This is a genomic window from Mesorhizobium subarcticum (assembly GCF_055456085.1).
In genome coordinates this window covers 6,210,298-6,233,226 of the sequence record NZ_CM144237.1, presented here as the reverse complement: position 1 = coordinate 6,233,226, position 22,929 = coordinate 6,210,298, and the positions used below count along the sequence as shown (strand labels likewise).

Annotated in this window: 23 protein-coding genes; 7 read left to right on the top strand and 16 right to left on the bottom strand. The window is 64.0% G+C overall.

Annotated features, from left to right (window positions below; all coding sequences use genetic code 11):
* The first annotated feature begins 9 nt into the window (after positions 1–9).
* Positions 10–1,269, top strand: a complete 1,260-nt coding sequence (locus ACZYHG_RS30525; protein ID WP_027034008.1) for an ABC transporter substrate-binding protein — start codon at positions 10–12, stop codon at positions 1,267–1,269.
* A 211-nt stretch (positions 1,270–1,480) separates the two neighbouring features.
* Positions 1,481–2,884, top strand: coding sequence for an FAD-binding oxidoreductase (locus tag ACZYHG_RS30520; RefSeq protein WP_464611747.1), 1,404 nt, complete (start codon positions 1,481–1,483; stop codon positions 2,882–2,884).
* Positions 2,885–2,899: 15 nt separating this feature from the next.
* On the opposite strand, the gene ACZYHG_RS30515 is transcribed toward ACZYHG_RS30520, so the two are convergent.
* From ACZYHG_RS30515 to ACZYHG_RS30480, 8 genes are all read right to left on the bottom strand, one after another.
* The gene (locus tag ACZYHG_RS30515) at positions 2,900–3,700 is read right to left on the bottom strand and encodes an ABC transporter permease (protein ID WP_464611746.1); all 801 of its coding nucleotides are present in this window, start codon (positions 3,698–3,700) and stop codon (positions 2,900–2,902) included.
* Positions 3,697–4,569: an ABC transporter permease gene (locus tag ACZYHG_RS30510; RefSeq protein ID WP_464611745.1), complete on the bottom strand. Its 873-nt coding sequence runs from the start codon at positions 4,567–4,569 to the stop codon at positions 3,697–3,699. The genes ACZYHG_RS30515 and ACZYHG_RS30510 overlap by 4 nt, the downstream gene beginning before the upstream one ends.
* Positions 4,566–5,669 carry an ABC transporter ATP-binding protein gene (locus tag ACZYHG_RS30505; RefSeq protein ID WP_464611744.1) on the bottom strand — a complete coding sequence of 368 codons (1,104 nt, stop codon included), beginning with the start codon at positions 5,667–5,669 and terminating at the stop codon, positions 4,566–4,568. Before ACZYHG_RS30505 ends, ACZYHG_RS30510 begins: the two co-directional genes overlap by 4 nt.
* Before the next feature lie 76 nt (positions 5,670–5,745).
* Entirely contained in the window at positions 5,746–6,771 is a 1,026-nt protein-coding gene (locus ACZYHG_RS30500; protein WP_464611743.1) for an ABC transporter substrate-binding protein, read from the bottom strand.
* 52 nt (positions 6,772–6,823) lie between these two features.
* Positions 6,824–7,822: an AraD1 family protein gene (gene araD1 / locus ACZYHG_RS30495; RefSeq protein WP_464611742.1), complete on the bottom strand. Its 999-nt coding sequence runs from the start codon at positions 7,820–7,822 to the stop codon at positions 6,824–6,826.
* 31 nt (positions 7,823–7,853) lie between these two features.
* Positions 7,854–8,633 (bottom strand): SDR family NAD(P)-dependent oxidoreductase, encoded by a 780-nt coding sequence (locus ACZYHG_RS30490; protein ID WP_464611741.1) that lies wholly within the window; start codon positions 8,631–8,633, stop codon positions 7,854–7,856.
* An 11-nt stretch (positions 8,634–8,644) separates the two neighbouring features.
* Positions 8,645–10,372: an IlvD/Edd family dehydratase gene (locus ACZYHG_RS30485; RefSeq protein WP_464611740.1), complete on the bottom strand. Its 1,728-nt coding sequence runs from the start codon at positions 10,370–10,372 to the stop codon at positions 8,645–8,647.
* Positions 10,369–11,160 (bottom strand): FadR/GntR family transcriptional regulator, encoded by a 792-nt coding sequence (locus tag ACZYHG_RS30480; RefSeq protein ID WP_464611739.1) that lies wholly within the window; start codon positions 11,158–11,160, stop codon positions 10,369–10,371. The genes ACZYHG_RS30485 and ACZYHG_RS30480 overlap by 4 nt, the downstream gene beginning before the upstream one ends.
* 61 nt (positions 11,161–11,221) lie before the next feature.
* Between ACZYHG_RS30480 and ACZYHG_RS30475 the strand changes: the two genes are divergently transcribed.
* On the top strand, positions 11,222–12,145 hold the full coding sequence (locus ACZYHG_RS30475) for an aldose 1-epimerase (RefSeq protein WP_464611738.1): 924 nt from the start codon (positions 11,222–11,224) through the stop codon (positions 12,143–12,145).
* A gap of 30 nt (positions 12,146–12,175) precedes the next feature.
* On the opposite strand, the gene ACZYHG_RS30470 is transcribed toward ACZYHG_RS30475, so the two are convergent.
* From ACZYHG_RS30470 to pcaQ, 8 genes are all read right to left on the bottom strand, one after another.
* A complete protein-coding gene (locus ACZYHG_RS30470) occupies positions 12,176–13,621 on the bottom strand; it encodes an aldehyde dehydrogenase (protein WP_464611737.1) in 1,446 nt (481 codons plus the stop codon).
* A 39-nt stretch (positions 13,622–13,660) separates the two neighbouring features.
* Complete coding sequence (locus ACZYHG_RS30465) at positions 13,661–14,446, bottom strand: coniferyl-alcohol dehydrogenase (RefSeq protein WP_464614825.1); 786 nt, start codon at positions 14,444–14,446, stop codon at positions 13,661–13,663.
* Positions 14,447–14,448: 2 nt separating this feature from the next.
* The gene (locus ACZYHG_RS30460; RefSeq protein WP_464611736.1) at positions 14,449–15,504 is read right to left on the bottom strand and encodes a branched-chain amino acid ABC transporter permease; all 1,056 of its coding nucleotides are present in this window, start codon (positions 15,502–15,504) and stop codon (positions 14,449–14,451) included.
* Positions 15,501–16,397 (bottom strand): branched-chain amino acid ABC transporter permease, encoded by an 897-nt coding sequence (locus ACZYHG_RS30455; RefSeq protein WP_464611735.1) that lies wholly within the window; start codon positions 16,395–16,397, stop codon positions 15,501–15,503. The genes ACZYHG_RS30460 and ACZYHG_RS30455 overlap by 4 nt, the downstream gene beginning before the upstream one ends.
* Positions 16,394–17,122 carry an ABC transporter ATP-binding protein gene (locus ACZYHG_RS30450; RefSeq protein ID WP_464611734.1) on the bottom strand — a complete coding sequence of 243 codons (729 nt, stop codon included), beginning with the start codon at positions 17,120–17,122 and terminating at the stop codon, positions 16,394–16,396. The genes ACZYHG_RS30455 and ACZYHG_RS30450 overlap by 4 nt, the downstream gene beginning before the upstream one ends.
* Entirely contained in the window at positions 17,119–17,862 is a 744-nt protein-coding gene (locus ACZYHG_RS30445) for an ABC transporter ATP-binding protein (protein ID WP_464614824.1), read from the bottom strand. The genes ACZYHG_RS30450 and ACZYHG_RS30445 overlap by 4 nt, the downstream gene beginning before the upstream one ends.
* A 21-nt stretch (positions 17,863–17,883) precedes the next feature.
* The gene (locus tag ACZYHG_RS30440) at positions 17,884–19,200 is read right to left on the bottom strand and encodes an ABC transporter substrate-binding protein (protein WP_464611733.1); all 1,317 of its coding nucleotides are present in this window, start codon (positions 19,198–19,200) and stop codon (positions 17,884–17,886) included.
* A gap of 142 nt (positions 19,201–19,342) precedes the next feature.
* Complete coding sequence (gene pcaQ, locus ACZYHG_RS30435) at positions 19,343–20,260, bottom strand: pca operon transcription factor PcaQ (RefSeq protein WP_464611732.1); 918 nt, start codon at positions 20,258–20,260, stop codon at positions 19,343–19,345.
* A 93-nt stretch (positions 20,261–20,353) separates the two neighbouring features.
* Between pcaQ and pcaD the strand changes: the two genes are divergently transcribed.
* The 4 genes from pcaD to pcaG are packed head-to-tail and all read left to right on the top strand — an operon-like array spanning position 20,354 to position 22,922.
* Positions 20,354–21,163, top strand: coding sequence for a 3-oxoadipate enol-lactonase (pcaD, locus tag ACZYHG_RS30430; RefSeq protein WP_464611731.1), 810 nt, complete (start codon positions 20,354–20,356; stop codon positions 21,161–21,163).
* Complete coding sequence (gene pcaC / locus ACZYHG_RS30425; protein WP_027034028.1) at positions 21,156–21,563, top strand: 4-carboxymuconolactone decarboxylase; 408 nt, start codon at positions 21,156–21,158, stop codon at positions 21,561–21,563. Before pcaD ends, pcaC begins: the two co-directional genes overlap by 8 nt.
* A complete protein-coding gene (pcaH, locus tag ACZYHG_RS30420; RefSeq protein WP_464611730.1) occupies positions 21,553–22,308 on the top strand; it encodes a protocatechuate 3,4-dioxygenase subunit beta in 756 nt (251 codons plus the stop codon). The genes pcaC and pcaH overlap by 11 nt, the downstream gene beginning before the upstream one ends.
* The gene (gene pcaG / locus ACZYHG_RS30415; RefSeq protein WP_464611729.1) at positions 22,308–22,922 is read left to right on the top strand and encodes a protocatechuate 3,4-dioxygenase subunit alpha; all 615 of its coding nucleotides are present in this window, start codon (positions 22,308–22,310) and stop codon (positions 22,920–22,922) included. The genes pcaH and pcaG overlap by 1 nt, the downstream gene beginning before the upstream one ends.
* Positions 22,923–22,929 lie beyond the last annotated feature (7 nt).

Sequence of the window (22,929 nt, the reverse complement as noted above, 5' to 3'; positions counted from 1 at the left end):
GGAACAACAATGACAAAGACGATACTCCAACTCACCACGGCACTTGCCCTCGTCACGATGGCCGGTGCGGCGCAGGCGGCCGACTGCAAGATCACCGTCGGCCTCGTCATGGAACTGACCGGTCCGGCCGGCGAATACGGCCAGGCCGGCGCCAAGTCTGTCGAGATGGCCTTCCGCGACATTAATGCAGCCGGCGGCGTGCGCGGCTGCGATCTGGCAACCGACACGCGCGACAGCCAGAGCCAGGGCAACATAGCGGTCGATGCCGCCACCCAGCTGGTGCAGGTCAAGAAGGTGCCGGTGATCATCGGCGGCATCATTTCGTCGGTGTCGATTCCGATCCTGACGTCGGTCACCGCACCGGCCAAGATCGTCCAGGTCTCGCCGGCGTCATCGTCGCCGACGCTGACGGCGCTTGGCCGCGACGGCAAGACCAACGGCATCTTCTTCCGCACCATCACGTCCGATGCGCTGCAGGGCGTTGCCGCGGCCAAATACGCCATCGACAAGGGCTTCAAGAAGCTGTCGATCATCCACGTCAACAATGACTTCGGCGTCAATATGGTCGCCGAATTCTCGCGCGCCTACAAAGCGCTCGGCGGCACCATCGTCTCCGACACGCCCTACAATGAAAAGCAGTCGAGCTATGCCTCCGAAGTCACGGCGGCGATGGCCGGCGAGCCGGACGGCCTCTATCTCGTCAGCACGCCGGTCGACGGTGCAACGGTCGCCCGCACCTGGATTTCGCAGGGTGGCGTGCAGAAATTCCTGCTCAATGACGGCATGAACAGCCCTGATTTCATCGAGTCCGTCGGCGCCGACTACCTGAAGGAGGCCTATGGCACCTCCTCGGGCACCAGCCCGACGGCCTCGACCGACTACTTCATGAAGAACTACAAGGAGTTCTCCGGCATCGAGCCGTCCAACCCGGCGGCCGACCGGTCCTATGATGCCGGCGCCATTGTTGGTCTGGCCATCGCCATCGCCGGTTCCGAGGATCCAGCCAAGATCAAGGATGCGATGTACAAGGCGGTCGATCCGGCCGGCACGCCGATCTTTGCCGGCAAGGAGGAGTTCGCCAAGGCGCTCGGCCTGATCAAGGACGGCAAGCCGATCCGCTATGAAGGCGTCATCGGCCCGGTCGCCTTCGACAAATATGGCGACATCACCGGTCCGTTCCGGCTGTGGAAGATCGTCGATGGCAAGGTGACGACCGACGGCGAAATGACCACCGACGACGTCAACGCCCTGCAGGCCAAGCTTCAGTAAGGCCGCGCAATTCCGGCATCGATCGCGTCACATCGCGATTGATGCCGGCCTCGCCTGGAGCAGGCCGATATCGCTTGCACGGCAGGCGATCCAGAATAGGATCGACCGGCTGCAATGGAAGGATGGCGCGCGTGTTGGACAGGAATACTCATCGGGCCATCCGGTCCGAGGATGCAGACGCCGCGTTTCGCCACGCAGGCGTCTGAGCCCTATGTCACCTGAAACGCAACGACTTCTCTCCGCTCTTGGCGATCGGCTGGGCGCAGGCGGCGTGCTTGCCGGCGCCGATGTCGACCAGCGCTATCGCGATGATCTTGACGGCAAGCTTGGCGCGCTGCCGGAAGTGGTGCTGCGTCCGCGCGATACTGTTGGTGTCGCGGCAGCACTCGCCGGGTGCAACGCTGTCGGCCAGCCGGTCGTCGTCCAGGGTGGACGCACCGGCCTAGCCGGTGGCGCACGCGTCCAGCCGGGCGAGATCGTGCTGTCGCTGGAACGCATGACCGGCCTTGCCGCACCGGATAGCCAAGCAGCCAGCATCGTCGCCGAAGCGGGTGCAACGCTGCAAGCGGTGCAGGAGGCCGCCGATGGCGCCGGGCTGATGTTCGGTGTCGATATCGGCGCGCGCGGTTCGGCGACGGTTGGCGGCAACATCGCCACCAATGCGGGCGGCATCCGCGTGCTGCGCTATGGCATGTATCGGGCGCAGGTGCTGGGGCTGGAGGCCGTGCTTGCCGATGGCAGCGTGCTGTCCTCGCTGAAGGGCCTGCCCAAGGACAATTCCGGCTACGACCTCAGTCAGTTGTTTATCGGCGCGGAAGGGACGCTTGGCGTCGTTACCCGCGCCGCGCTCAGGCTGCATCCGAAGCCGGCATCGGAGGTGAACGCCTTCTGCGCGCTCGCTTCGCTCGACGCCGCAATCGCCTTGCTCGGGCTGCTGCGGCAAAAGCTTGGCCCGTTACTGTCTGCCTATGAGGTGAATTTCGCGCCGCTCTATGACGTCATGGTTGGCAGCATGGCCATGCCGGCGCCGTTGCCGGCTGGCTCGCCCGTCTATGTCTTAGCCGAAATCCAGGGCAGCGAGCCCGAGCGCGACGGCGAACGCTTTGCCGAAGTTCTGATGCAAGCGGTCGAGGACGGCGTGGTCGACGATGTCGTCGTCTCGCAGTCACCGCGCGAATTCCGGGCGCTGTGGGATGTGCGCGAGGACGCCAACCGCGTCCTGTTTTCGATCAAGGGCCTGATCGGCGTCGACATCAGCATCCCGCTGTCGCGCATGGGCGCGTTCCTGCGGGAAGCGGATGCCGCCATCCATGCCGTCGATCCCGGCGCCGACATCTATGTCTTCGGCCATCTCGGCGACGGCAATCTGCACTATCAGGTGCTGACCGCGGATCCGGCAGCGGCCTACGGCATCGTCTATCGCGGTGTCGCAGCGGCGGGCGGCGGCGTTTCGGCCGAACATGGCATCGGCCTCGACAAGAAGCAGTGGTTGCATCTGGTGCGCAGCGACGCCGAAATCGCCACGATGCGGCGGCTGAAGACAGCGCTTGACCCGAAGGACATCCTTAACCGGGGACGGATCTTCGATCTCGATCCAACGGCCCCCGCGCGATGACGGGCTTTCGAGAGCTCAGGTCCGTTCCGTCGCCATTTGCCTGGGGATGAGAAAACGGGCGGCGAGCACGCAGAGCAGCACGGTGAACATCAGGATCAGCGCGACCAGCGCGTTGATATCGGGCGAGAAGCCAAGCCGCATCATCGCCCACAGCCGTACCGGCAGCGTGCTTTGCGTGCCGGTGACCAGGATGGTGATCATGGTTTCGTCGAATGACAGCGCAAAGGCCAGGATGGCGCCGCCGACCATCGCGCTCGACAGGTTAGGCAGGATGATGCGCCAGAAGGTCTGCCAGCCGGTGGCGCCAAGATCGTAGGACGCTTCGACCAGCGTGCGGCTCATCGACTGCAGCCGCATCAGCACGGTGCGATAGACGATTGCCAGCACGAACACGGTATGGCCGATGACGACCGTCAGCAGCGAGCGTTCAAGGTGGATCTCGCGAAAGAAGATCAGCAGGGCCAGGCCGCTGATGATCGGCGGCATCAGGAAGGGCAGGAAGATGATGAACTGCAGGAAGGAGCGTCCGGGGCGGCGGCGGTGATAGTAGAGCGCCAGCAGCGTTCCGCTGACCACTGACAGCACGACGGTGCAGACGCCGACGATCAGCGTAGTGCGCAAAGCGGCCAGGATGTCGTGGTTCTCGGCCAGCGCCACATAGGTTGCAAGGGTCGGTGACGACCAGTCGACATTGCCATGCGAGATGGTGAAGAACGACGACACGATCGGCACGAACAGCGGGCTGTAGAGCAGCACCGCGACCAGCGTCGTGATGGCGGCCAGGAAGATGCTCGAGGGCCGGGGCAGGGCGCTCATATCGACGTCCCCCGGTTGCGTCCGAAGCGTTCGCCGATGAGGATGGCGCAGATCACCACGATCGCCAGCGCCACCGAGAGTGCGGCGCCGAACGGCCAGTTATAGGCCGTGCCGAACTGACTGTAGAGGATGCGGCCGAAGGTGAAGCCGCTGATCCCGCCGACCATCTGCGGCGTCAGGAAATCACCGATCGCCAGCACGAAGACGAAGCTCGCGGCCGAGGCGACGCCGGGCAGGCTGAGCGGCAAGGTGATGCGCAGGAAAGTCTGCAAGCCGCTGGCACCAAGGTCATCGGAAGCGCGCAGCAAGGTCTGCGGGATGCGCTCAAGCGACAGGAAGATCGGCAGGATGGCGAAGGGGATCAAAAGCAGGCTCAGCGTCAACAGGATGGCGTTCATGTTGAACACGAAAAGGTTCGACGGTTGCTGCAATATGCCGAGCGCCACGAGTGCCTTGTTGAGGAAGCCGTTGAGGCCGAGGATGCTGCGGATGGCGTAGATCTTGATGACATAGCTCATCAGCAGCGGCACCAGAAGCAGCATCAGCAAGGCATAGCGCCAGCGCCCTTTCAGCGTCGTCAGGAAATAGGCGGCGGGGTAGGCGAGCAGGATGCAGATGACCGCCACCGACACGCACAGCACGATGGTGTTCCAGAACACCGGCAGGAAGATCGGGTCCGTGAAGAACCTGACATAATTGCCGAGCGTCGGCGCGTAGATGATCGTGCCTTGGTCGACGCTGAAGAAGCTGTAGACCAGGAAGATCGCCAGCGGCACGAGGACGAAGATCACCGGCAGCGCGAAAGCCAGCACCGTGACCAGCAGCGACAGGCGCCTTTCCGCGGGTTGCATCGAGCCGGCCGCGCTCATGCCAGCACCAGATGGCCTTCATGCGGCGCAAACGAAAGCGAGACGGTCTCGCCTGACTTCAGCACGCTGCCGTCGATCCTGCTCGGCATGCGCAGCCGTAGCCGTTGCGCGGCATTGTCCGACCCCGCTGTGATCGTGGCGACGGTTGACGAGCCTGCAAAGGCCAGGTCGGCGATGGTGCCGGAAAAGCGGTTGCCGTCGTCTTTGGCATCCGCAAGATGCAAGGCCTCGGGACGGAACGCCGCGAAGGCGCTGGCGCCGTCTGGTGCGGCCTTCAGATGCGGCTGGTCACTGATCGAGCAGACCAGGCGCCCAAGTGCGGTCTCGATAGGCCGCTGCTTGCCCTGCGCCGCCCCGAGCTTTCCGGGAACCAGATTGTTCTCGCCGAAGAAGCGCGCCACGAACTCGCAATTCGGCTTGTAGTAGAGGTCGTGCGGCGTGCCGAGCTGGCGGATATGGCCAGCCTGCATGACGCAGATCCGATCGGCCATGCCGATCGCTTCTTCCTGGTCGTGGGTGACGAACAGGAAGGTGGTCTTGATTTCGCGCTGGATGGATTTCAGGAATTCCTGCATCTGCCGGCGCAGTTCCAGGTCGAGTGCCGCGAGCGGCTCGTCGAGCAGGATCAGGCGCGGCTGGCAGATCAGCGCGCGGGCCAGCGCAACGCGCTGGCGTTGGCCGCCGGAGAGCTGTGCCGGGAAGCGGTCGGCGAAACGCCCGAGCTGCACCAGCTCGAGGGCCTCCGCGACACGGCGCGTAATCTCCTTGCGCTTGATATGGCGCACCGAAAGTCCGTAGCCGACATTGCCGGAAACGGTCATGTGCGGGAACAGCGCATAGTCCTGGAACACGGTGTTGAACGGCCGCTTGTTGATCGGCATGCGGCTGATGTCCTGGCCGTCCAGCCGGATCTCGCCCGCGGTCAGCGGTTCCAGCCCGCCGATCAGCCGCAGCACCGTGGTCTTGCCCGAACCCGACGGTCCAAGCACGGTCAGAAACTCGCCGTCCTTGATCGACAGGTCGATGTCGTGCAGCACGGGAACCGTGCCGTAGGATTTCGAGACGGACCGCAGCGTCAGCAGGTCGGTGTTCTGGTTCATAGACTATTCTCGCATACGCTGCGGCGGTCCGGAATGTCCGGACCGCCGGGTCCTTGGAAGTCAGGTGCGGAAAGGATCAGGGCGTCGCCTTGATCTCGTTCCACAGATCCGAACGCTTGAGCGGGTCTTCGACATTGTTGAGCCAGACCAGCTTGTCGTTGCCGCCAGCGCTGCTCGACTCGACCACGGTGTTGCCGAAGCCGGTGCGCTCGGAAAGCGCGCCGCTGACCTTCTTGGTCAGCATGAAGTCGATCCATTTCTCGGCCGCGGCATTGTCGCGGACGCCCTTGGAGATGACCCAATTGTCGAGCCAGGCCAGCGCGCCTTCGCTCGGATTGACGTAGGCGACATGGGCGCCGATCTTCTGCAGCGCCTTGACCTGCTGCTGGCCGTAATTGGCCCAGATCAGTGCAACGTCATTGTTCTGGTAGATCTGCTGCGCCTCATCGGCGGTGGTGTAGAAGCTCAGCACATTGCGCTTGAGCTCGACCAGCTTGGCCTTCACCGCCGCCATCTGCTCGGCGTCGAGGTTGAACGGATCCTTGTAGCCGAGCGTCAGTGCGGTGAACGAGAAATTATGCTCGCCATTGTCGTAGGCCAGGATCTTGCCCTTGTAGGCTGGATCCCACAGCACCGACATCGAGGTCGGCGCCGGCTTGACCTTGTCGGTGTCGTAGATCAGCCCGATGGAATCGAAGCAGAACGGAATGCCGTAGACCTTGCCGTCCTTGGTGTCGCCGCTAACCTGCGACAGATCGCGGAAGCGAGGCAGCACGTCCTTCTGGTTGGGCAGCTTCGTCACGTCGATCGGCGACACCAGATCGGCCTTGATGTAGCGCTGCAGCTGGGCGGTGTTGACGGCGAAGACGTCAAAATCCTGGCCTTCACTGCCCTTGATCTTGGCCCAGATCTCGTCATCGCTGCCGATGAAGACGACATCGACGCCAATGCCGGTGGCGGCTGTAAAATCCTTGACCCAGTCCGGGTCGGCGTAACCGTCCCAGGCGAGCACGCGAAGGTTCGCGGCCAGCGCCGCCGATGTCATCAGGCCGATGCCGAGCCCGATGGTCGCTAGTCTTAGAAAGGCTTTCTTCAGTCCCATTTTTCAATCTCCCATTGTCGTTCTGGTGGACCGTAATTTCCGGGCTGCGCCGTCACAGCGGGGTGACGGTGACCAGTCCCTCGTCCGGCACCGACACCATCCTGTTGCGCAATGGCTTGCCGAATGTCTGTGCCTGGATTTCATACTCGTCGCCAGGCGCCGTCTTGATGCCGGAGGCGTAGCTCATCACCGCAGCGCCGAAGAAATAGGCGTGCAGATCGCCCGCCCTGCGGTGCATCGGGTAGCGGAAATGGAAGTGTTCGAGATTGGCGATCGAGTGCGACATGTGCGTCTCGCCCGACAGGAACTCCTGCTCCCAGACAACGGCACCGTCGCGCAGGATGCGGGAATGGCCGCGCACTTCCTCGGGCAGGTCGCCGACCAAAAGCTCCGGACCGATCGAGCAGGAGCGCAGCTTGGAATGGGCGAGATAGAGATAGTTCTCGCCCTCCGTCACGTGGTCGGAGTATTCGTTTCCGAGTGCATAGCCAATGCGATAGGGATGGCCGTCCGGCCCATTGAGATAAAGCCCAACGATCTCGGCTTCCTCTGCACCGGCTTTCGCGAATGCCGGCATCGGCAGATCGGCGCCCGGCGGCACGACGCAGGTGCCGACGCCCTTGAAAAACCATTCCGGCTGGATGCCGATCTTGCCGACGCCGGGCTTGCCGCCTTCCAGGCCCATCTTGAAGATCTTCAGCGAATCCGATTCCTCGGCCTTCTCGCCATGTGTCAGCAAGTGCATCTGGTTGCGCGCGGAGGCACTTCCAGTGTGGGTGAGGCCGGTGCCGGTGACCAGGAAACGCGCCGGCTCCGGATGGTCGACGGGGGCGAGCACACGGCCATCGCGCAGCAGCTCGTCGTAGTCGACCGTAGCTTTGCTGGTCCGCTTCTCGACCAGCGCTGCGATGGATGTGCCCTGAGCGATCGCTGCTTCGGCGAGTTCCAGCACGGAGCTGGTCTTGTCGAGTGGGTGCAAGTGATTGCCGTCATCGGAGACGCGGCCAACCCGCCTGCTGCCATCGATCGTTGTGTACTGAACAAGACGCATGAAAAACCTTCTTCCCTTGGAGCGGTGCAGATCACACCCAGCCAGCGTCGACGATGAACTGCTGGCTCGTGCACATCAGGCTGTCATCGGCGGCGAGGAACAGTGCCATGCGCGCGATATCGGAGGGCTGCAGCCGGTCGGGCAGGCACTGCCTTTCTGCGATCTGGCGCTCACCGGCCGGGTTCAGCCAAAGCCGCATCTGGCGCTCGGTCATCACCCAGCCCGGTACCATGCAGTTGACACGGATGCGCTCGGGGCCGAGTTCGCGGGCCAGCGCGCGCGTCATGCCGTAGACGGCTGCCTTGGCGGTGACATAGGCCGGGCAATCGGGATCGCCGACCATCCAGGTGATGGAGCCGAAATTGATGATCGAGCCGCCGCCCAGCGAGCCCATCTGTGGGCGCACCGCCTGCGCGGCAAAGAACTGGTGACGCAGATTGACCGCCATGCGGTCGTCCCAGTAGGCGACCGTCACATCCTTGGTCTGATGGCGATCGTCATTGCCGGCGTTGTTGCACAGAACCTGGATCGGGCCGTTGTGCAGCTTGGCCTGGACAGTTGCTGCCTGCAGTTCCTCGACATTGCGCAGGTCGCAGGAAATAAACAGCGGCGCGCGATGTCCCTCGGCCGCAATCGCATCGACCAGACGCTTCGAGGGTTCCTCAGCCAGGTCGACGAAGGCGACGCGGCTGCCTTGCGCGCAGAAATGGCGCACCAGGCTTTCGCCGATGCCGCTGCCGCCGCCAGTGATGAAGACGCTGCGGTCCTTGAGGCTCGGGTAGGTCGCGTAGCTGCCGATTTCATCCGTCATTGCGCGCCTCTCTAGTGGGAATGCCGGGGGATGCCGGCATCGCGCCGGCCAACAAGGAAGTCGAAGTCGCAGCCCTTGTCGGCTTGCAGCACACGCTCGACATAGAGGCTCTGGTAGCCGCCTTGCGGAGCCGCGGGCGGCTTCCAGTCGCGGCGGCGGATCGCCAGTTCCTCGTCCGAGACCAGAAGCTCCAGCCGGCGGCCGGCGACGTCGAGTTCGATGAGATCGCCATCGCGCACCAGCGCCAGTGCACCACCAGCCGCAGCCTCTGGTGCCACATGCAGGACCACCGTGCCGTAGGCGGTGCCGCTCATGCGCGCGTCCGAAATGCGCACCATGTCGGAGACACCTTGCTTGAGCAGCTTGGCCGGCAGCGGCATGTTGCCGACCTCGGCCATTCCTGGATAGCCGCGCGGTCCGCAGTTCTTCAGCACCATGACGGAGGAGGCGTCGATATCAAGCTCCGGATCGTCGATGCGGGCGTAGTAGTGCTCGATGTTTTCGAACACGACGGCCTTGCCGCGGTGCTGCATCAGTTCGGGCGTTGCCGCCGATGGCTTGATGACAGCACCATTGGGCGCCAGATTGCCGCGCAGGATCGAGATGCCGCCTTGCTCGGTCAATGGCTCGCTCATCGGCCTTATGACCTCGCTATTGTAGTTCGGCGCGCCGTCGATCAATTCACCGATGGTCTTGTCGCTGACGGTCATGACGTCGCGATGAAGAAGCCCCACTTCATCAAGCGACGCCATGACCGCAGCTAGCCCCCCGGCATAGTAGAAATCTTCCATCAGGAACCGGCCCGACGGCATCAGGTCGACGATGGTTGGGACGTCGCGGCCAAGGCGGTCCCAGTCCTCGAGGCTGAGATCGACACCGATACGGTTGGCGATGGCGATCAGATGCAGCACCGCATTGGTCGAGCCGCCGATCGCGCCATTGACGCGGATGGCATTTTCGAACGCTTGCCTGGTGAGAATATCGGAAATTTTCACGTCCCTGCGGACCAGTTCGACGATCTGGCGTCCGGCCATCTGGGCAAGCACGCCGCGGCGCGAATCCACCGCCGGGATCGCGGCATTGTCCGGCATGCCGATGCCGAGCGCTTCCACCATGCTGGCCATGGTGGAGGCCGTGCCCATCGTCATGCAGCTGCCGGCCGACCGGCTCTGGCCCTGCTCGGCGGCAAGGAAGTCGGCGACTGGCATGCGGCCGGCTTTCACTTCCTCGGCGAATTTCCAGACATGGGTGCCCGAGCCGATGTCCTGTCCACGGAACTTGCCGTTGAGCATCGGCCCACCGGAGACGGTAATGGTCGGCAAATTACACGAAGCCGCGCCCATCAGCAGTGCCGGCGTGGTCTTGTCGCAGCCGACCAGCAGGATGACGCCGTCGATGGGATTGCCGCGAATCGATTCCTCGACATCCATGCTGACCAAATTGCGAAACAGCATGGCGGTCGGGCGCATGTTGCTCTCGCCCAGCGACATGACAGGGAATTCCAGCGGCAGGCCGCCGGCTTCATAGACACCGCGCTTGACGTGATCGGCCAAGGCACGCAGATGCGCATTGCACGGGGTCAGTTCGGACCAGGTGTTGCAGATGCCGATCACCGGGCGGCCATCGAAAGCATCGGCTGGTATGCCCTGGTTCTTCATCCAGCTGCGGTGCATGAAGGCGTTCTTGCCTTCACCACCGAACCAGGCTTCGGACCGCAGTTTGCGTTTGGGCTCGGTCACGATGTCTGTTCCCGATCCTGGCGGCGCTTGTTGCGGTTCTCGACGCTGCGGCGCACGTCGTCCTCGGCATTGTCGATCAGCACCAGCAGCGCCTTTTGCGCGCCGGCTGCGTCGCCGGCGGCGATCTTCTCGGCGACCTCGCGATGCAGCGGCAAGGAGTGGTGCTGCCCTTCCGGATTGTCGTTGGAGAGCCGAAAGCTCATCACGAGAGCGGTCTCGACCAACGCGGCCAGCGAGCCGATCAGCTCATTCCCTGTCATGCGCAGAATGGTCTGGTGAAACAAAAGATCGGGCTTGGCGAAGCGGTCGCCGTCATCGACCACCGCTTCCATCTCGGCCAGTGCGGCATTGATCTCGGCGATTTGCGCCGGGGTGGCGCGCTGGGCGGCAAGCGCAGCCGACATCGGCTCGATGGCGCGGCGCAATTCGAACAACGCGCGGACGTCGTTGGCGCTGACGGCGCCGGCGTAGCGCCACGAAAGGACGTCGGGGTCGAGGAAATTCCAGTCGGCGCGGGGACGCACGCGTGTGCCGGTCTTCGGCCGCGATTCGACCAATCCCTTGCCCGCCAGCACCTTGATCGCCTCGCGCAGCACTGTGCGGCTGACGCCCAGCATCTCGCTGGAATCGTCGGCATTGGGCAGCGCCTCGCCGGGCAGGAAGTCGCCCTGCACGATGCGCAGGCCGATCTGCTCGACGACCGTTGCGTGCAACGCGGTGGAGCCGCTGGAAACCGCGACAGCGACCCTTGACGTGCGCGCCGTGCTGAAAAATTTCTTATTCTTCATACTATTCATATGATATGTCTTAAAGCGATGGCGATCGGAGTCAAGGGATAGGGGAGTGCCGATGACAAAGAATTCCGCTGCTGTTGCCGCGCCGCAAACGGAGCTGGTCTCGATCAGCGACGGCATCGCGACGGTCGACATTGCTCCGGCCGCCGGCGGAGCGCTGGCATCGTATCGCTGGTGGCACAATGGCTCTGCCGTGGATTGGCTACGCCCGGCCGATCCGGCGGCGATCAGCGGTCGCGATGCCGGCACCATGGCCTGCTTCCCGCTTGTTCCCTATTCCAACCGCATCAGGGGTGGCCGTTTCGAATTCGCGGGGCGCACCATCCAACTGCCCAGCCGGCCAGAGGATCCGCATCATGAACACGGTCATGGTTGGCGTCACCCATGGACAGTCATCAGGCACGAAGCCAGCACGATCGTCCTGAGCTACCGCCACGCCGCCGATTCCTGGCCATGGAGCTATGGGGCCGAGCAAGAAATCGCCTTGGCCGACGGCAGGCTTAGCGTGACCATGGCAGTGTGCAACCTGTCGGACACGCCGATGCCGGCTGGCTTCGGCCTCCATCCCTATTTCCCGTCGACCCCGTGGACGCACGTCCAGGCGCCGGTGTCAGGCATGTGGGTGGCCGATACGGAGGTTCTGCCCATCAGGCATGTCCTGCCGCCGGCGGGGGCCGATCCATCCATCGGCTTTGACGTGTCGGAAGTGGATTTCGACACGGTCTTCACCGGATGGACGCGCCGCGCCCGGATCACCTGGCCGGAGCACGGACGGCAGCTGGACATCGAGGCGGAATCACCGCTCGATTTCCTTGTCCTCTACACGCCGTCTGGCGAGCCGTTCTTTTGCGCCGAGCCGGTCAGCAACATCACCGATGCCTTCAACCGGGTGGACGACGAGGAGACGGGCTGCATCGTGCTGGCGCCCGGGCAGATGCGATCCGCCAGCGTTCGCTTCACGCCGTCAATGGCGGTTTGACCTCTATTGTCAGCCGCAAGACGAGCCGGGTCAGAACGGATAATGCTGGCCCGGATCCTCGATGGTCACCCAGCGCAGATCGGTGAATTCGGCGATCGACGCTTTGCCGCCGAAACGGCCATAGCCCGAGCCCTTGACGCCGCCGAACGGCATCTGCGCCTCGTCGCCGACCGTCGGGCCGTTGATGTGGCAGATCCCGGCCTCGATGCGGGCAGCGACAGCCATGGCGCGCTTGATGTCGCGGCTGAACACGGCTGACGACAGGCCATATTCGGTGTCGTTGGCGACACGCACCGCCTCGTCTTCGCCGTTCACGCGGATCACCGGTTTGACCGGCCCGAAGGATTCTTCCGAATAGACGCGCATGGACGGCGTGACGTGATCCAGCAGCGTGGCCTCGACCACGGTTCCGGTGCGCTTGCCGCCGGCGACGAGCTTGGCGCCCTTGGCAACGGCGTCGGCAACGAGTTCTTCCATCTTGTCGGCGGCCTGGCTGCTGATCAGCGAACCCAGCACGACATGGCCGCGCGGATCGCCGGCCGGCAGCTGCGAGGCGCGGGCCGCCAGCTTGGAAATGAATTCGTCGGCAATCTTGTCGTCGACGATCAGGCGCTCGGTCGACATGCAGATCTGGCCCTGATGCATGAAGGCGCCGAAGGTGGCGGCGTTGACCGCGGCGTCGATGTCGGCATCGTCCAGCACCAGCAGCGGCGCCTTGCCGCCGAGTTCGAGCAGCGCCGGCTTCAGGTGCCGGCCGGCGAGCTCGGCGATGATCCTGCCGACCTTTGTCGAGCCGGTGAAGTTGACGCGCTTGACCGAGGGATGCGCGACCAGGGCCTCCACGATTGCAGCGGCGTCCTTCGGGTCGTTGGTAACGACATTGATGACACCCTTGGGCAGGCCTGCCTCGACCAGCACCTGGCCGATCAGCCGGTGCGTGCCGGGGCACATTTCGGAGGCCTTCAGCACCACCGTGTTGCCGCAGGCGATCGGCATCGCGATGGCGCGGGTGCCGAGGATGACCGGCGCGTTCCACGGCGCGATGCCGAGGCAGACACCGGCTGGCTGGCGGATCGCCATGGCCAGCGTGCCCGGCTTGTCGGAAGGAATGATCTCGCCCGAAATCTGCGTCGTCATCGCCGCTGCCTCACGCAGCATGTTGGAAGCCAACATGACGTTGAAGCCGGCCCAGGGGCCGGTGGCGCCGGTTTCTTCCATCATCAACTTGGTGAATTCGCCGACCTTGGAGGCCATCACATCAGCTGCTTTGGACAGCAATGCGCGGCGCTCGGCAGGTCCGGTCTTCGACCAGGTCGTAAAGGCGGCTGCGGCGGCTTCGACCGCGGCGTTGGCGTCGGCGACACTGGCGGCGGCGGCGCGTGTCGCCAGCTTGCCGGTGAACGGGTCCATGCGCTCATAGGAGGCCGCCCCGGACGCATCCCTTTTGTCGCCGTCGATCAGAAGTCCGATATCCATGACTGTCTCCCTCGCTCCGTCAGGAGCGTGCTCATTGAATTAGAAGCCGAACATTTCGGCATTGATCGATGCTTCGAGGCCGCCGTCTACCGGCACGTTGGCGCCATTGACCCAGCGCGCGCCGTCCGAGCACAGGAACAGCACGACAGGCGCGATGTCGCCTGAAGTGCCGGCGCGGCCGACCCGGGCAATGTCGCTGTCGACACGGGCGTCACCAAGCACGGTGCGGAACTGTTTCAGGATCGGCGTCTCGACCGGGCCGGGGCTGACCGCATTGACACGGATGCCACGGCGTTTGAACAGGTCCTGGTGCGCCGCGCGGAAGGTCCACAGCAGCAGCAACTCCTTGGAGACGGGATAGCCTTCCTCGTTGCGGACCGCGTGCGTGCAGATCACGTCGGCGACGTCGGGAAAGCCCTCGATGGCGACCATCGAGGCGGCGCGGTTCAGATTGGCGCGCCACCCATAGCCGGCGATCGAGGCAACGTTGACGATGGCGCCGCCTTCACGGAGCCTTGGCACGAGGCCTTCCGAGAGCGCCCTGAGACCAAAGAAATTGACGGCCAGCGTTGCTGCCGCGCCCGTATTGCCCGAAAGGCCGGCGACATTGCAGAGCGCGTCGATGCGTTGCGGCAGGCGCGCGATGAGGTCTTCGACGCCGGCCTTCGACGAGATGTCGGCCTTGACGAAGCTGCCAGCCGCTACAGCCGGCTCGCGCACATCGACGCCGATGACATCGGCGCCGAGCTGGCCGGCGAGTTCCGCCGTACGCGCGCCGATGCCGGAGGCGACGCCGGTAATGAGGATCGTCTTGCCGAAAAGCATGGTCATGCTTTCTCCTCATGCTGTGTGGTTCGCTCAGGCGTCGGCAATGTCCCATCATCGGCCGGAGCATTTCCGGGAAGCCTGACGCGGTAGCCGACCGGCAGCAGGCGCAGGCCAAAGCGCTCTTCGATCGTGCCCCACAGGCCGCGCGGCAGGAACAGCGAGAACAGCACGGCTGTGGCGCCGAGGCCGACCAGGTACCAGACGCCGGTGCCGCCGAACCAGGTCTCGATGAGGAAGAACACCAGTGCGCCGAGAATGGCGCCCTCGAAAGTGCCGATGCCGCCGACCAGCACCATGAAGATCATGTAGGCAGTCCATTGGACGTTGAAGTAGGTCTTCGGCTGGAAGGTGATGGAGGTCGCCAGCCACAGCGCGCCGGCAATGCCGATGCCGAAAGCGGCAAGCACGAACAGCAGTCGCTTGGTGCCGGTGACGCGCACGCCGACCGAAGCGGCGGCATCTTCATTGTCGCGGATGGCGCGGATGGCAGCACCTGTGCTCCCGCGCAGCAAGGCGAACAGGATCGCAAGCAGGGCGGTCATCGAGACCAGCGCAAGCCAGTAGATAACAGCCCGCCTTGTCGAGGCATCGTAGACATTGAGCGAGATCAGCGACGTTCCGGTCTCGCCTTGCACCAGCCTGTCGAGGTTGACCAGCAGATGCGTCAGCGCCGCGATCACCCACATGCCGATGGCGAACTCGCCGTTCCTCAGCCGCAGCATGAACAGCGACAGGGGCCAGGAGATCGCGCCGACGATAATTGCGGAAACGAAAAGCGAGGCGAACGGGTTCAAGCCGGCATCGGCCAGCCGGATGGCGAAGTAAGCGCCGAGCCCGAAGAATACTTGCTGGCCGACGGAGACCAGGCCGCCGAAGCCGGCCAGCGCATTCCACATCGCCGCCAGGATCACATAGATGAACAGCGCCGTCATCCGGTCCACCGCCCCGGCCGACAGGAACTGTGGTGCGGTTGCCAGCAGCGCGATGATGACGACGGCCGCAATCGCTGAGAAGCGCGAAGCCTGGGTGCCGCGCTCGATGATGGCCGCGCTCATGATGGTTTTCTCACGGGGAGGCGCAGCAGGCCGCGCAGGCCAAGACCGGATGCCGAAAGCCGCACGAACAGCACGACGAGAAAGACAGCATGGCCGCCGATCAGAAATCCCTGTGGATGCACCTGCGCACCAAGCGTCTGGGCAAGCGCCAGCACGATGCCGCCGATCAGCGTTCCCCACAGCGAACCGGCGCCGCCGATGACAGCGGCTTCGAAGGCAAACAGCAATTGTGGCCCGCCGGCATAGGGATCGAAGGTGGCGCGCATGCCGAGGAAGGCGCCGGCAAGGCCGACCGTGACCATGGCAATGGAAGCGGCAATGGCGTTGGCGCGGCGTGCATCGACACCGACAAGGCCTGCGGTGTCCGGGTCTTCCGAGGTGGCGCGGATCGAGCGGCCGAGCCGGGTACGGGTCAGGAAAAGCTGCAGGCCACCCAGCAGGACCACGGCGGTGGCAAACATGATCACCGCGAGCTTGCCGACATAGATGCTGCCTGGCCATTCCCAGGAATCATAGGAAAGGCTGCCGATATAGGGGGCCAGCGAACGCGTATCGGCGCCGAACTGTTCGAACAGCATGTTGTCGATGACGATGGCCAGGCCGAACGTGGTCAGGATCGGCAGCAGCGCCCCGCCGCGCGCGCTGCGTTCGAGCAGGAAGCGCTGCAGCGCCCAGCCGATTGCAGCCATCAAAGGTAGCACGATGAGCAGGCCGAGAAATGGTGAGATGTCGAACCTTGAGGCCAACAGCCACAGTGCATACGCAGCAAACACGGCAAGGCTGCCATGCGCGAGGTTGATGATGCGCATCACCGAAAACATGAAGGACAGGCCGCAGGCGATCAGCGCGTAATAGCCGCCGAGAAGAATGCCCTGGATGATCTGGTTGCTCATGCCGGAACGCTCCCGGTGCTTTTCCGGTGCAGGCCGAAATAGGCTTTTGTCACATCGTCGCGCGAAACCGCCTTGCTCGGCCCCTCAAGCACGACACGCCCTTCGAGCATGCAGATGACCCTGTCGGATACCGAGAGCGCCCGGTTGAGGTCCTGCTCGACCAGGATGATGGTCGTGCCGGAAGCAATCAGTCCCTGAAGGGCTTCGTAGACACGGTCGACGATCGCCGGCGACAGGCCGAGCGAAACCTCGTCGAGCAGCAGCACTTCGGGATTGCTCATCAGCGCGCGGCCAATCGCCGTCGCCTGCTGCTCGCCGCCCGAGAGATGGCCCGTCTTGGCGTGGCGGCGCGGCTTGAGGTTGGGGAACATCTCAAGCACCTTGTCGACGCTCCAGTCGCCCGGTCGGCCAGCGGTTTTCCCGAGCAGAAGGTTCTCCTCGACTGTCATCTGCACGAACAGCTTTCGCCCCTCCGGCACCAGGGCGATGCCCATGCCGACGCGCCTGTGCGATGGCACGTTGGTGAGATCGGCACCGTCCAGCAGCATGCGCCCGGCCGCCGGCTGGTGCGAGCCGGCGATCGCCCGCAGCAGCGTCGTCTTGCCGGCGCCATTGGCGCCGACCAGCGCCAGCGTCTCGCCGCGTTCGATACCGAGGCTCACGCCGCGCACCGCCTGCAGCAGGCCGTGCCGGACAACCAGGTTCTCGACCGACAGCAGGCTCATTTCGGGCCTCCGCCGAGATAGGCGCGCACGACCTCGGGATCAGCCATGACCGCCTGCGGCTCGCCGTCGGCGATGATTTTTCCCGCATCCATGCAGATCAGCCGCTCGGCCACCTGCAGCAGGATGTGGACGATGTGCTCGATCCAGACGATGCCGATCTTGCGCCGGCGCAATTCCTTGATCGTATCGACAAGTTCGCTGGCTTCGCCGTCGGTCAGGCCGCCGCCGATCTCGTCCAGCAAAAGCAGTGTCGGCCTGGCTGCAAGCGCGCGTGCCAGTTCCAGCCGCTTGCGGTCGAGCAGGCCGAGCGTCTCGGCGCGGCGGTTGGCAACGCCGAGCATGCCGCACAGTTTCAGCGAACCGAGCGCTTCTTCATAGGCCTCGTCGCGCCCCAGTCCGGCACCATGCGAGGCGGCGACGAAGACATTCTCGAAGGTGGTCATGCCGCTGAACGGTTTTGGCACCTGGTGGGTGCGCACCAGGCCGAGCCGGCAACGCTGCGTCGCTGGTAGCGCCGTCACGTCGCCGCCTTTGAAGCGGACCGTGCCCGAGCTTGGCGGGAATGCGCCAGCGAGCACGCTGAGCAGCGTCGTCTTGCCGGCGCCGTTCGGGCCGACAATGCCGACCGCCTCGTCGGCTGCCATGGTGAAGTCGACGGCATCCAGCACCACAAGCGCGCCGAAGCGCTTGTGGATGCCGGCAGCAGTGAGAACAGCCTGTTGTTGCGGATGGGTCACCAGGCGATCCTCGTCAGCGGTCCATCAGCCGTTGTAAGGCAGAAGCTTGGCTTCGACAGGCACTTTCGGGTCCGTGGCGTTCTCGGTGACGACATAGTCCAGCGGAAATTTGCTGCCTTCCTTGGCGGCCACCCACTGCGTGCCGATGATCGGGCCGGGCGACACATTGGCCACCGGGCCGCTGGTGAAATCGACCTTGCCGATCATGGTCTCGGTCTTCAGCGTGCTCAGCGCCTTGGCCACCGCTGCCTTGTCCTTGGCGTCGGTGCTGGCCTTCAGGGCTTCAAAGCCGGCGTCGAGCAGCGACATTGAGGCGCCGAGCTGCTGTGTCCACTGCTTGCCGCTCGCGGTTTCATAGCCATCGGCCAGTTCGGTACCCGAAACACCGGTCAGCGGCGACTTGTAGGGGAAGGCCTTGTGCCAGTAGGCGGCGCTCGAAATCTTGTTGCCGAGATCGCCAAGCGCCTCGATATCGGACGGGAACAGACCGGTCTTTGCGACCTGGCAGATCTTGATCTGCTTGATCAGGCCCTGCTGTGCCGCCTGGCGCCAGAACGCCGCGAAATCGGGCGGGATCGGGAACGAGTTGAAGATCTCGACGCCTTCCTGCTTGAACAGCGCGATCTGCGAGGAATAGTCTGTGGTGCCGGTCTCATAGGCGCCCGGATCGACAATGGTGAACCCCTGCTTGGCCAGCAGCGGTGCCAGATTGGCGCGGATGGCGTTGCCATCGGCGTCGTTTGGATACATGACGCCGACCTTCTTGTTGGTCTCGATCAGGTTCCATTGCGCGATGTAGGTCTTGAAGAACTCGCCAACGCCGAAGCCGAAATGATAGGTCCATTTGAACGGCGAGGGCGCGCCCGGCTTGGCGCCACGGCCGAAATACCAGGCTTCCCAGGGCATGACCGTCGACAGGCACGGCACTCCGGCGGCCTCGCAGGCATCGGCCACGGGATTGATCACCTCCGGCGTCGAAACCGCCAGCATCAGGTCGATGGCCTGGTTGTTGATCAGGTCCTTGGCGAGCTGGCCCGCGCGCGACGGATCCGATTGCGTGTCCTGGTCGAGGATTTCCACGCTGTATTTCTTGCCGCCGATCTCAAGACCGCCGGCCAGCGCCTTGCGCGCCAGATCGAGCACATAGCCGTCGGTCTGGCCAAAACCGGCCAGCGGTCCGGTGCGCGGACTGACGAAGCCGACCTTGAGTGTGTCGCCGGCTTGCGCGAAGGCCTTGCGGCCGCCAAGCGTGAGCGCCGCGCCGCCGGCAATCGAGGTGGCGATGAACTGGCGCCGCGAAATGCCGCGAATACCGGATGTGCTGCCGATAGAATAGGTCATACGTTCCTCCCTCTGTGGCTCCTCCAGAGGCACAGTGCACCAGCGTTTTGGTTCGGTAAAATGATATTTTGCGGTGTTTCATTAACCCCAGGGTTAGGCGATTTTCGGCGAAGACAGAGCCCGGACCAAATGGTGCAGCGCCTCAGACACCCGGCCGTGCCGCCTCGCGAATGGTCTGCAACAGGATGGTAAAGGCCGGCGAGGGAGCGGTGTCGGTTCGCATCGTCAGACCAACCGGTCCCTTGGTTTCCTCGGTGTCGACCGGCAAGGCGACGAAGCTGCCGTTGGCGATTTCGTTGGCGACCACGCCGGCCGAAATGATCCACACCGCATTGCTCTGCCGCAGGAAAGCGCGGCCAAAGGAATCCGAGACGGTTTCGATCTCGGTGGCCGGCGCGGTCATGCCATTGGTGATGAACAGGCGATCGACAAACGGGCGGATGACGGATTCCCGGGTCGGCATCAGCGCCGGGAATTCGTCGAGCCTCGCGAAGATGTCCGTCCCCGGCTCGAGCAGCGGATGTCCGGCCCGCACCACGAACAGCACCTGTTCGGAGTAGAGGTGCTCGAAGAAGAAGCCGGTCATGTTTTCAGGTGCCGCCAGCCGACCGACGACGAGATCGAGCGCGCCGGTGCGCAATTGCTCGAGCAGCACGGCGTTCTCGCCGGTGACGATCTTGATCGCCGCCCCGGTATTTTCCCTGAGAAACAGGCTCATGGCCTGCGGCATGACCTTCGCCGACACTGTCGGCAGCGCGCCGATGCGGATCGGGTGGCGATTGATGGCGCCGTCCTGGCGAACGGAATCGACGCCGCGCTTCAACGCCGTAATCGCCGAGCCGGCATGGCTGAGGAAGATCTCGCCAAGCCTTGTGACCCGGATGCCGCGCCCGTCGCGTTCGACAACCGCGACACCCAGCGCCTCCTCCAGTTCACGCAGGGTCTTGGTCACCGCCGGCGCGCTGACATGCAGGAAGTCGGCGGCGCGCGCCACGCTGCCCTGCCGCGCGACTTCCAGGAATGCCTGCAGATGACGGAACCGGATGCGGCTCTCGGACATGGTTTTGATAACCCCTGAGTTAATGAAACGGCGCAAAATATCATTTTACCGAACCAAATGCCTTGTGCAATGTGGAGATGGAGGATCGAAATCGTGCCATTCGTCACCATCGGCGGCATCACGCTGCATCATCGCCACGTCAAGGCGACCGGCAATGCGCGCGCGATGATATTCATCAATTCGCTGGGCACTGACTTCCGGATCTGGGACGAGATTGTCTCGGCGCTTGATGGCGAGATGCCCTTGCTGGTCTACGACAAGCGCGGCCACGGGCTGTCCGACATCGGCGACATTAGGTCGATCGACGATCATGTCGACGATCTCTCGGCGCTCATCGATCATTTCGGGTTGGAGAAGGTCGTGCTCTGCGGCCTGTCGGTCGGCGGCATGATCGCGCAAGGGTTCTATGCCAGGCACCCCGGGATTGTCGAGGCCATGATCCTGTGCGACACGGCCCACAAGATCGGCACGACAGAGAGCTGGAATGCGCGCATTGCGACGGTCAAAAGCAAGGGCATCCCAGCCATTGCCGATGGCGTGCTCAAAGTGTGGTTCACTCCCGTCTTCCACACGACGCGGGTGGCCGAGCTGGACGGCTACTGGAACATGATGACCCGGCAAGCTGTCGCCGGTTATATCGGCACTTGCGCGGCGGTTCGCGACGCGGATTTCACTGAGGCCGCCCGCCGCATTGCAGTGCCGACGCTTTGCCTCGCCGGCGACCAGGACGGCTCGACCCCGCCCGATCTGGTTCGCTCGCTGGCGGCTCTGATCCCCGGTGCGCGTTTCGAGATCATCCGCGACGCCGGACACATTCCTTGCGTCGAACAACCCAAGGCGCTGGTCGCCCTGATCCGCGACTTTATCGCATCGCTTGCCCCTGGAGCAGAAACCCATGGATGAAGTCCCCGGCAACGCAGCCAGATATCGCACCGGCCTCGCGGTGCGACGCTCCGTGCTTGGCGATCGCCATGTCGACCGGGCGGAGGTCACAGCCACCGATTTCGATCAGCCCTTCCAGGAGCTGATCACCGAGGCCGCCTGGGGAACCGTGTGGGCGCGGCCGGGCTTCAGCAAGCGCGAACGCTCGATCGTCACGCTGGCGCTGCTGGCGGCACTCGGTCATGATGAGGAGGTCGCCCTGCATGTGCGCGCCACCGCCAACACCGGCGCAACGCGCGACGATATCTGCGAAGCGTTCCTGCATGTCGCCATCTATGCCGGCGTGCCGGCCGCCAACCGTGCCTTCAGAATAGCCAAGGACGTGTTTTCAGAAATGGACGGAGCCGACAATGCCAGCTGAGTCCGGCTCGAACCGGAAGCCCGAAACCGGCGCCTTCTTCCAGCGCGACCGGACATGGCATCCGCCCGCACTGACGCCGGGCTACAAGAGTTCGGTGCTGCGCTCGCCGCAGAAGGCGCTTTTGTCCTTCGACAACACGCTGTCGGAAATAGCAGGACCGGTCTTCGGTCACGCCATGCTGGGTGAGCTCGACGCCGACCTCATCCACAATTTCGCCAGGCCGGGCGAGAGCGCCATCGGCGAGCGCATCATCGTCCATGGACGGGTGCTCGATGAGCGCGGCGTTGGGGTTCCCGGCGTGCTGCTCGAATTCTGGCAGGCCAATGCTGGCGGCCGCTACCGCCACAAGAAGGACGGCTATCTCGCCCCGCTCGACCCGAATTTTGGCGGCTGCGGCCGCACCATATCAGGCGAGGACGGCGGCTACGCCTTTCGCACCGTGAAGCCCGGTCCCTATCCCTGGCCGAACGGGCCGAATGACTGGCGCCCGGCGCACATCCATTTCTCGATCTTCGGCCATGGCTTCGCCCAACGCCTGATCACGCAGATGTATTTCGAGGGTGATCCGCTGATCTGGAAATGCCCAATCGTGCGCGGCATCGCCGACAAGGCGGCCATCGAGGCGCTGACGGCCATCCTCGACATGCAAGCGACTATCCCGATGAATGCGCTAGCCTACAAGTTCGACGTCGTGCTGCGTGGGCGCCGTTCGTCGCTGTTCGAAAACCGGCTGGAGGGCAATTGATGGCCCAGTCGCTCGACCGGCTGAAGGAGAGCCCTTCGCAGACCGCGGGACCTTATGTCCATATCGGGCTGACGCCGAATTTCTGCGGCATCGGCGGCGTCTATGCGGCCGACCTCGGCGCTACCATGGTCAACGACAAGACCAAGGGCGAGCGAATCGGTCTCAAGATCCGGGTGCTCGACGGCACCGGCACGCCGCTCAAGGATGCGTTGATCGAGATCTGGCAGGCGGATGCGGACGGGCTCTACAATTCGCCGGCCGAATTGCGCGGCGCCGCCGATCCGAACTTTGTCGGCTGGGGCCGTTGCCCGACCGATATGGACACCGGCCTGTGCACGTTCGAGACGATCAAGCCGGGTCGTGTGCCTCTCGCCGATGGCCGCCCGATGGCGCCGCACATCACGCTCTGGATCGTCGCGCGCGGCATCAATCTCGGCCTGCACACGCGGCTCTATTTTTCCGACGAGGAAAAGGCCAATTCCGAGGATCCGATCCTGGCGCGCATCGAGCACCGCGTCCGCGTGCCGACGCTGATCGCCGAGCGCCAGGGCGACACCTACATCTTCGACGTCCATCTCCAGGGGGAGAAGGAAACGGTCTTCTTCGACAGTTGATGGTCAG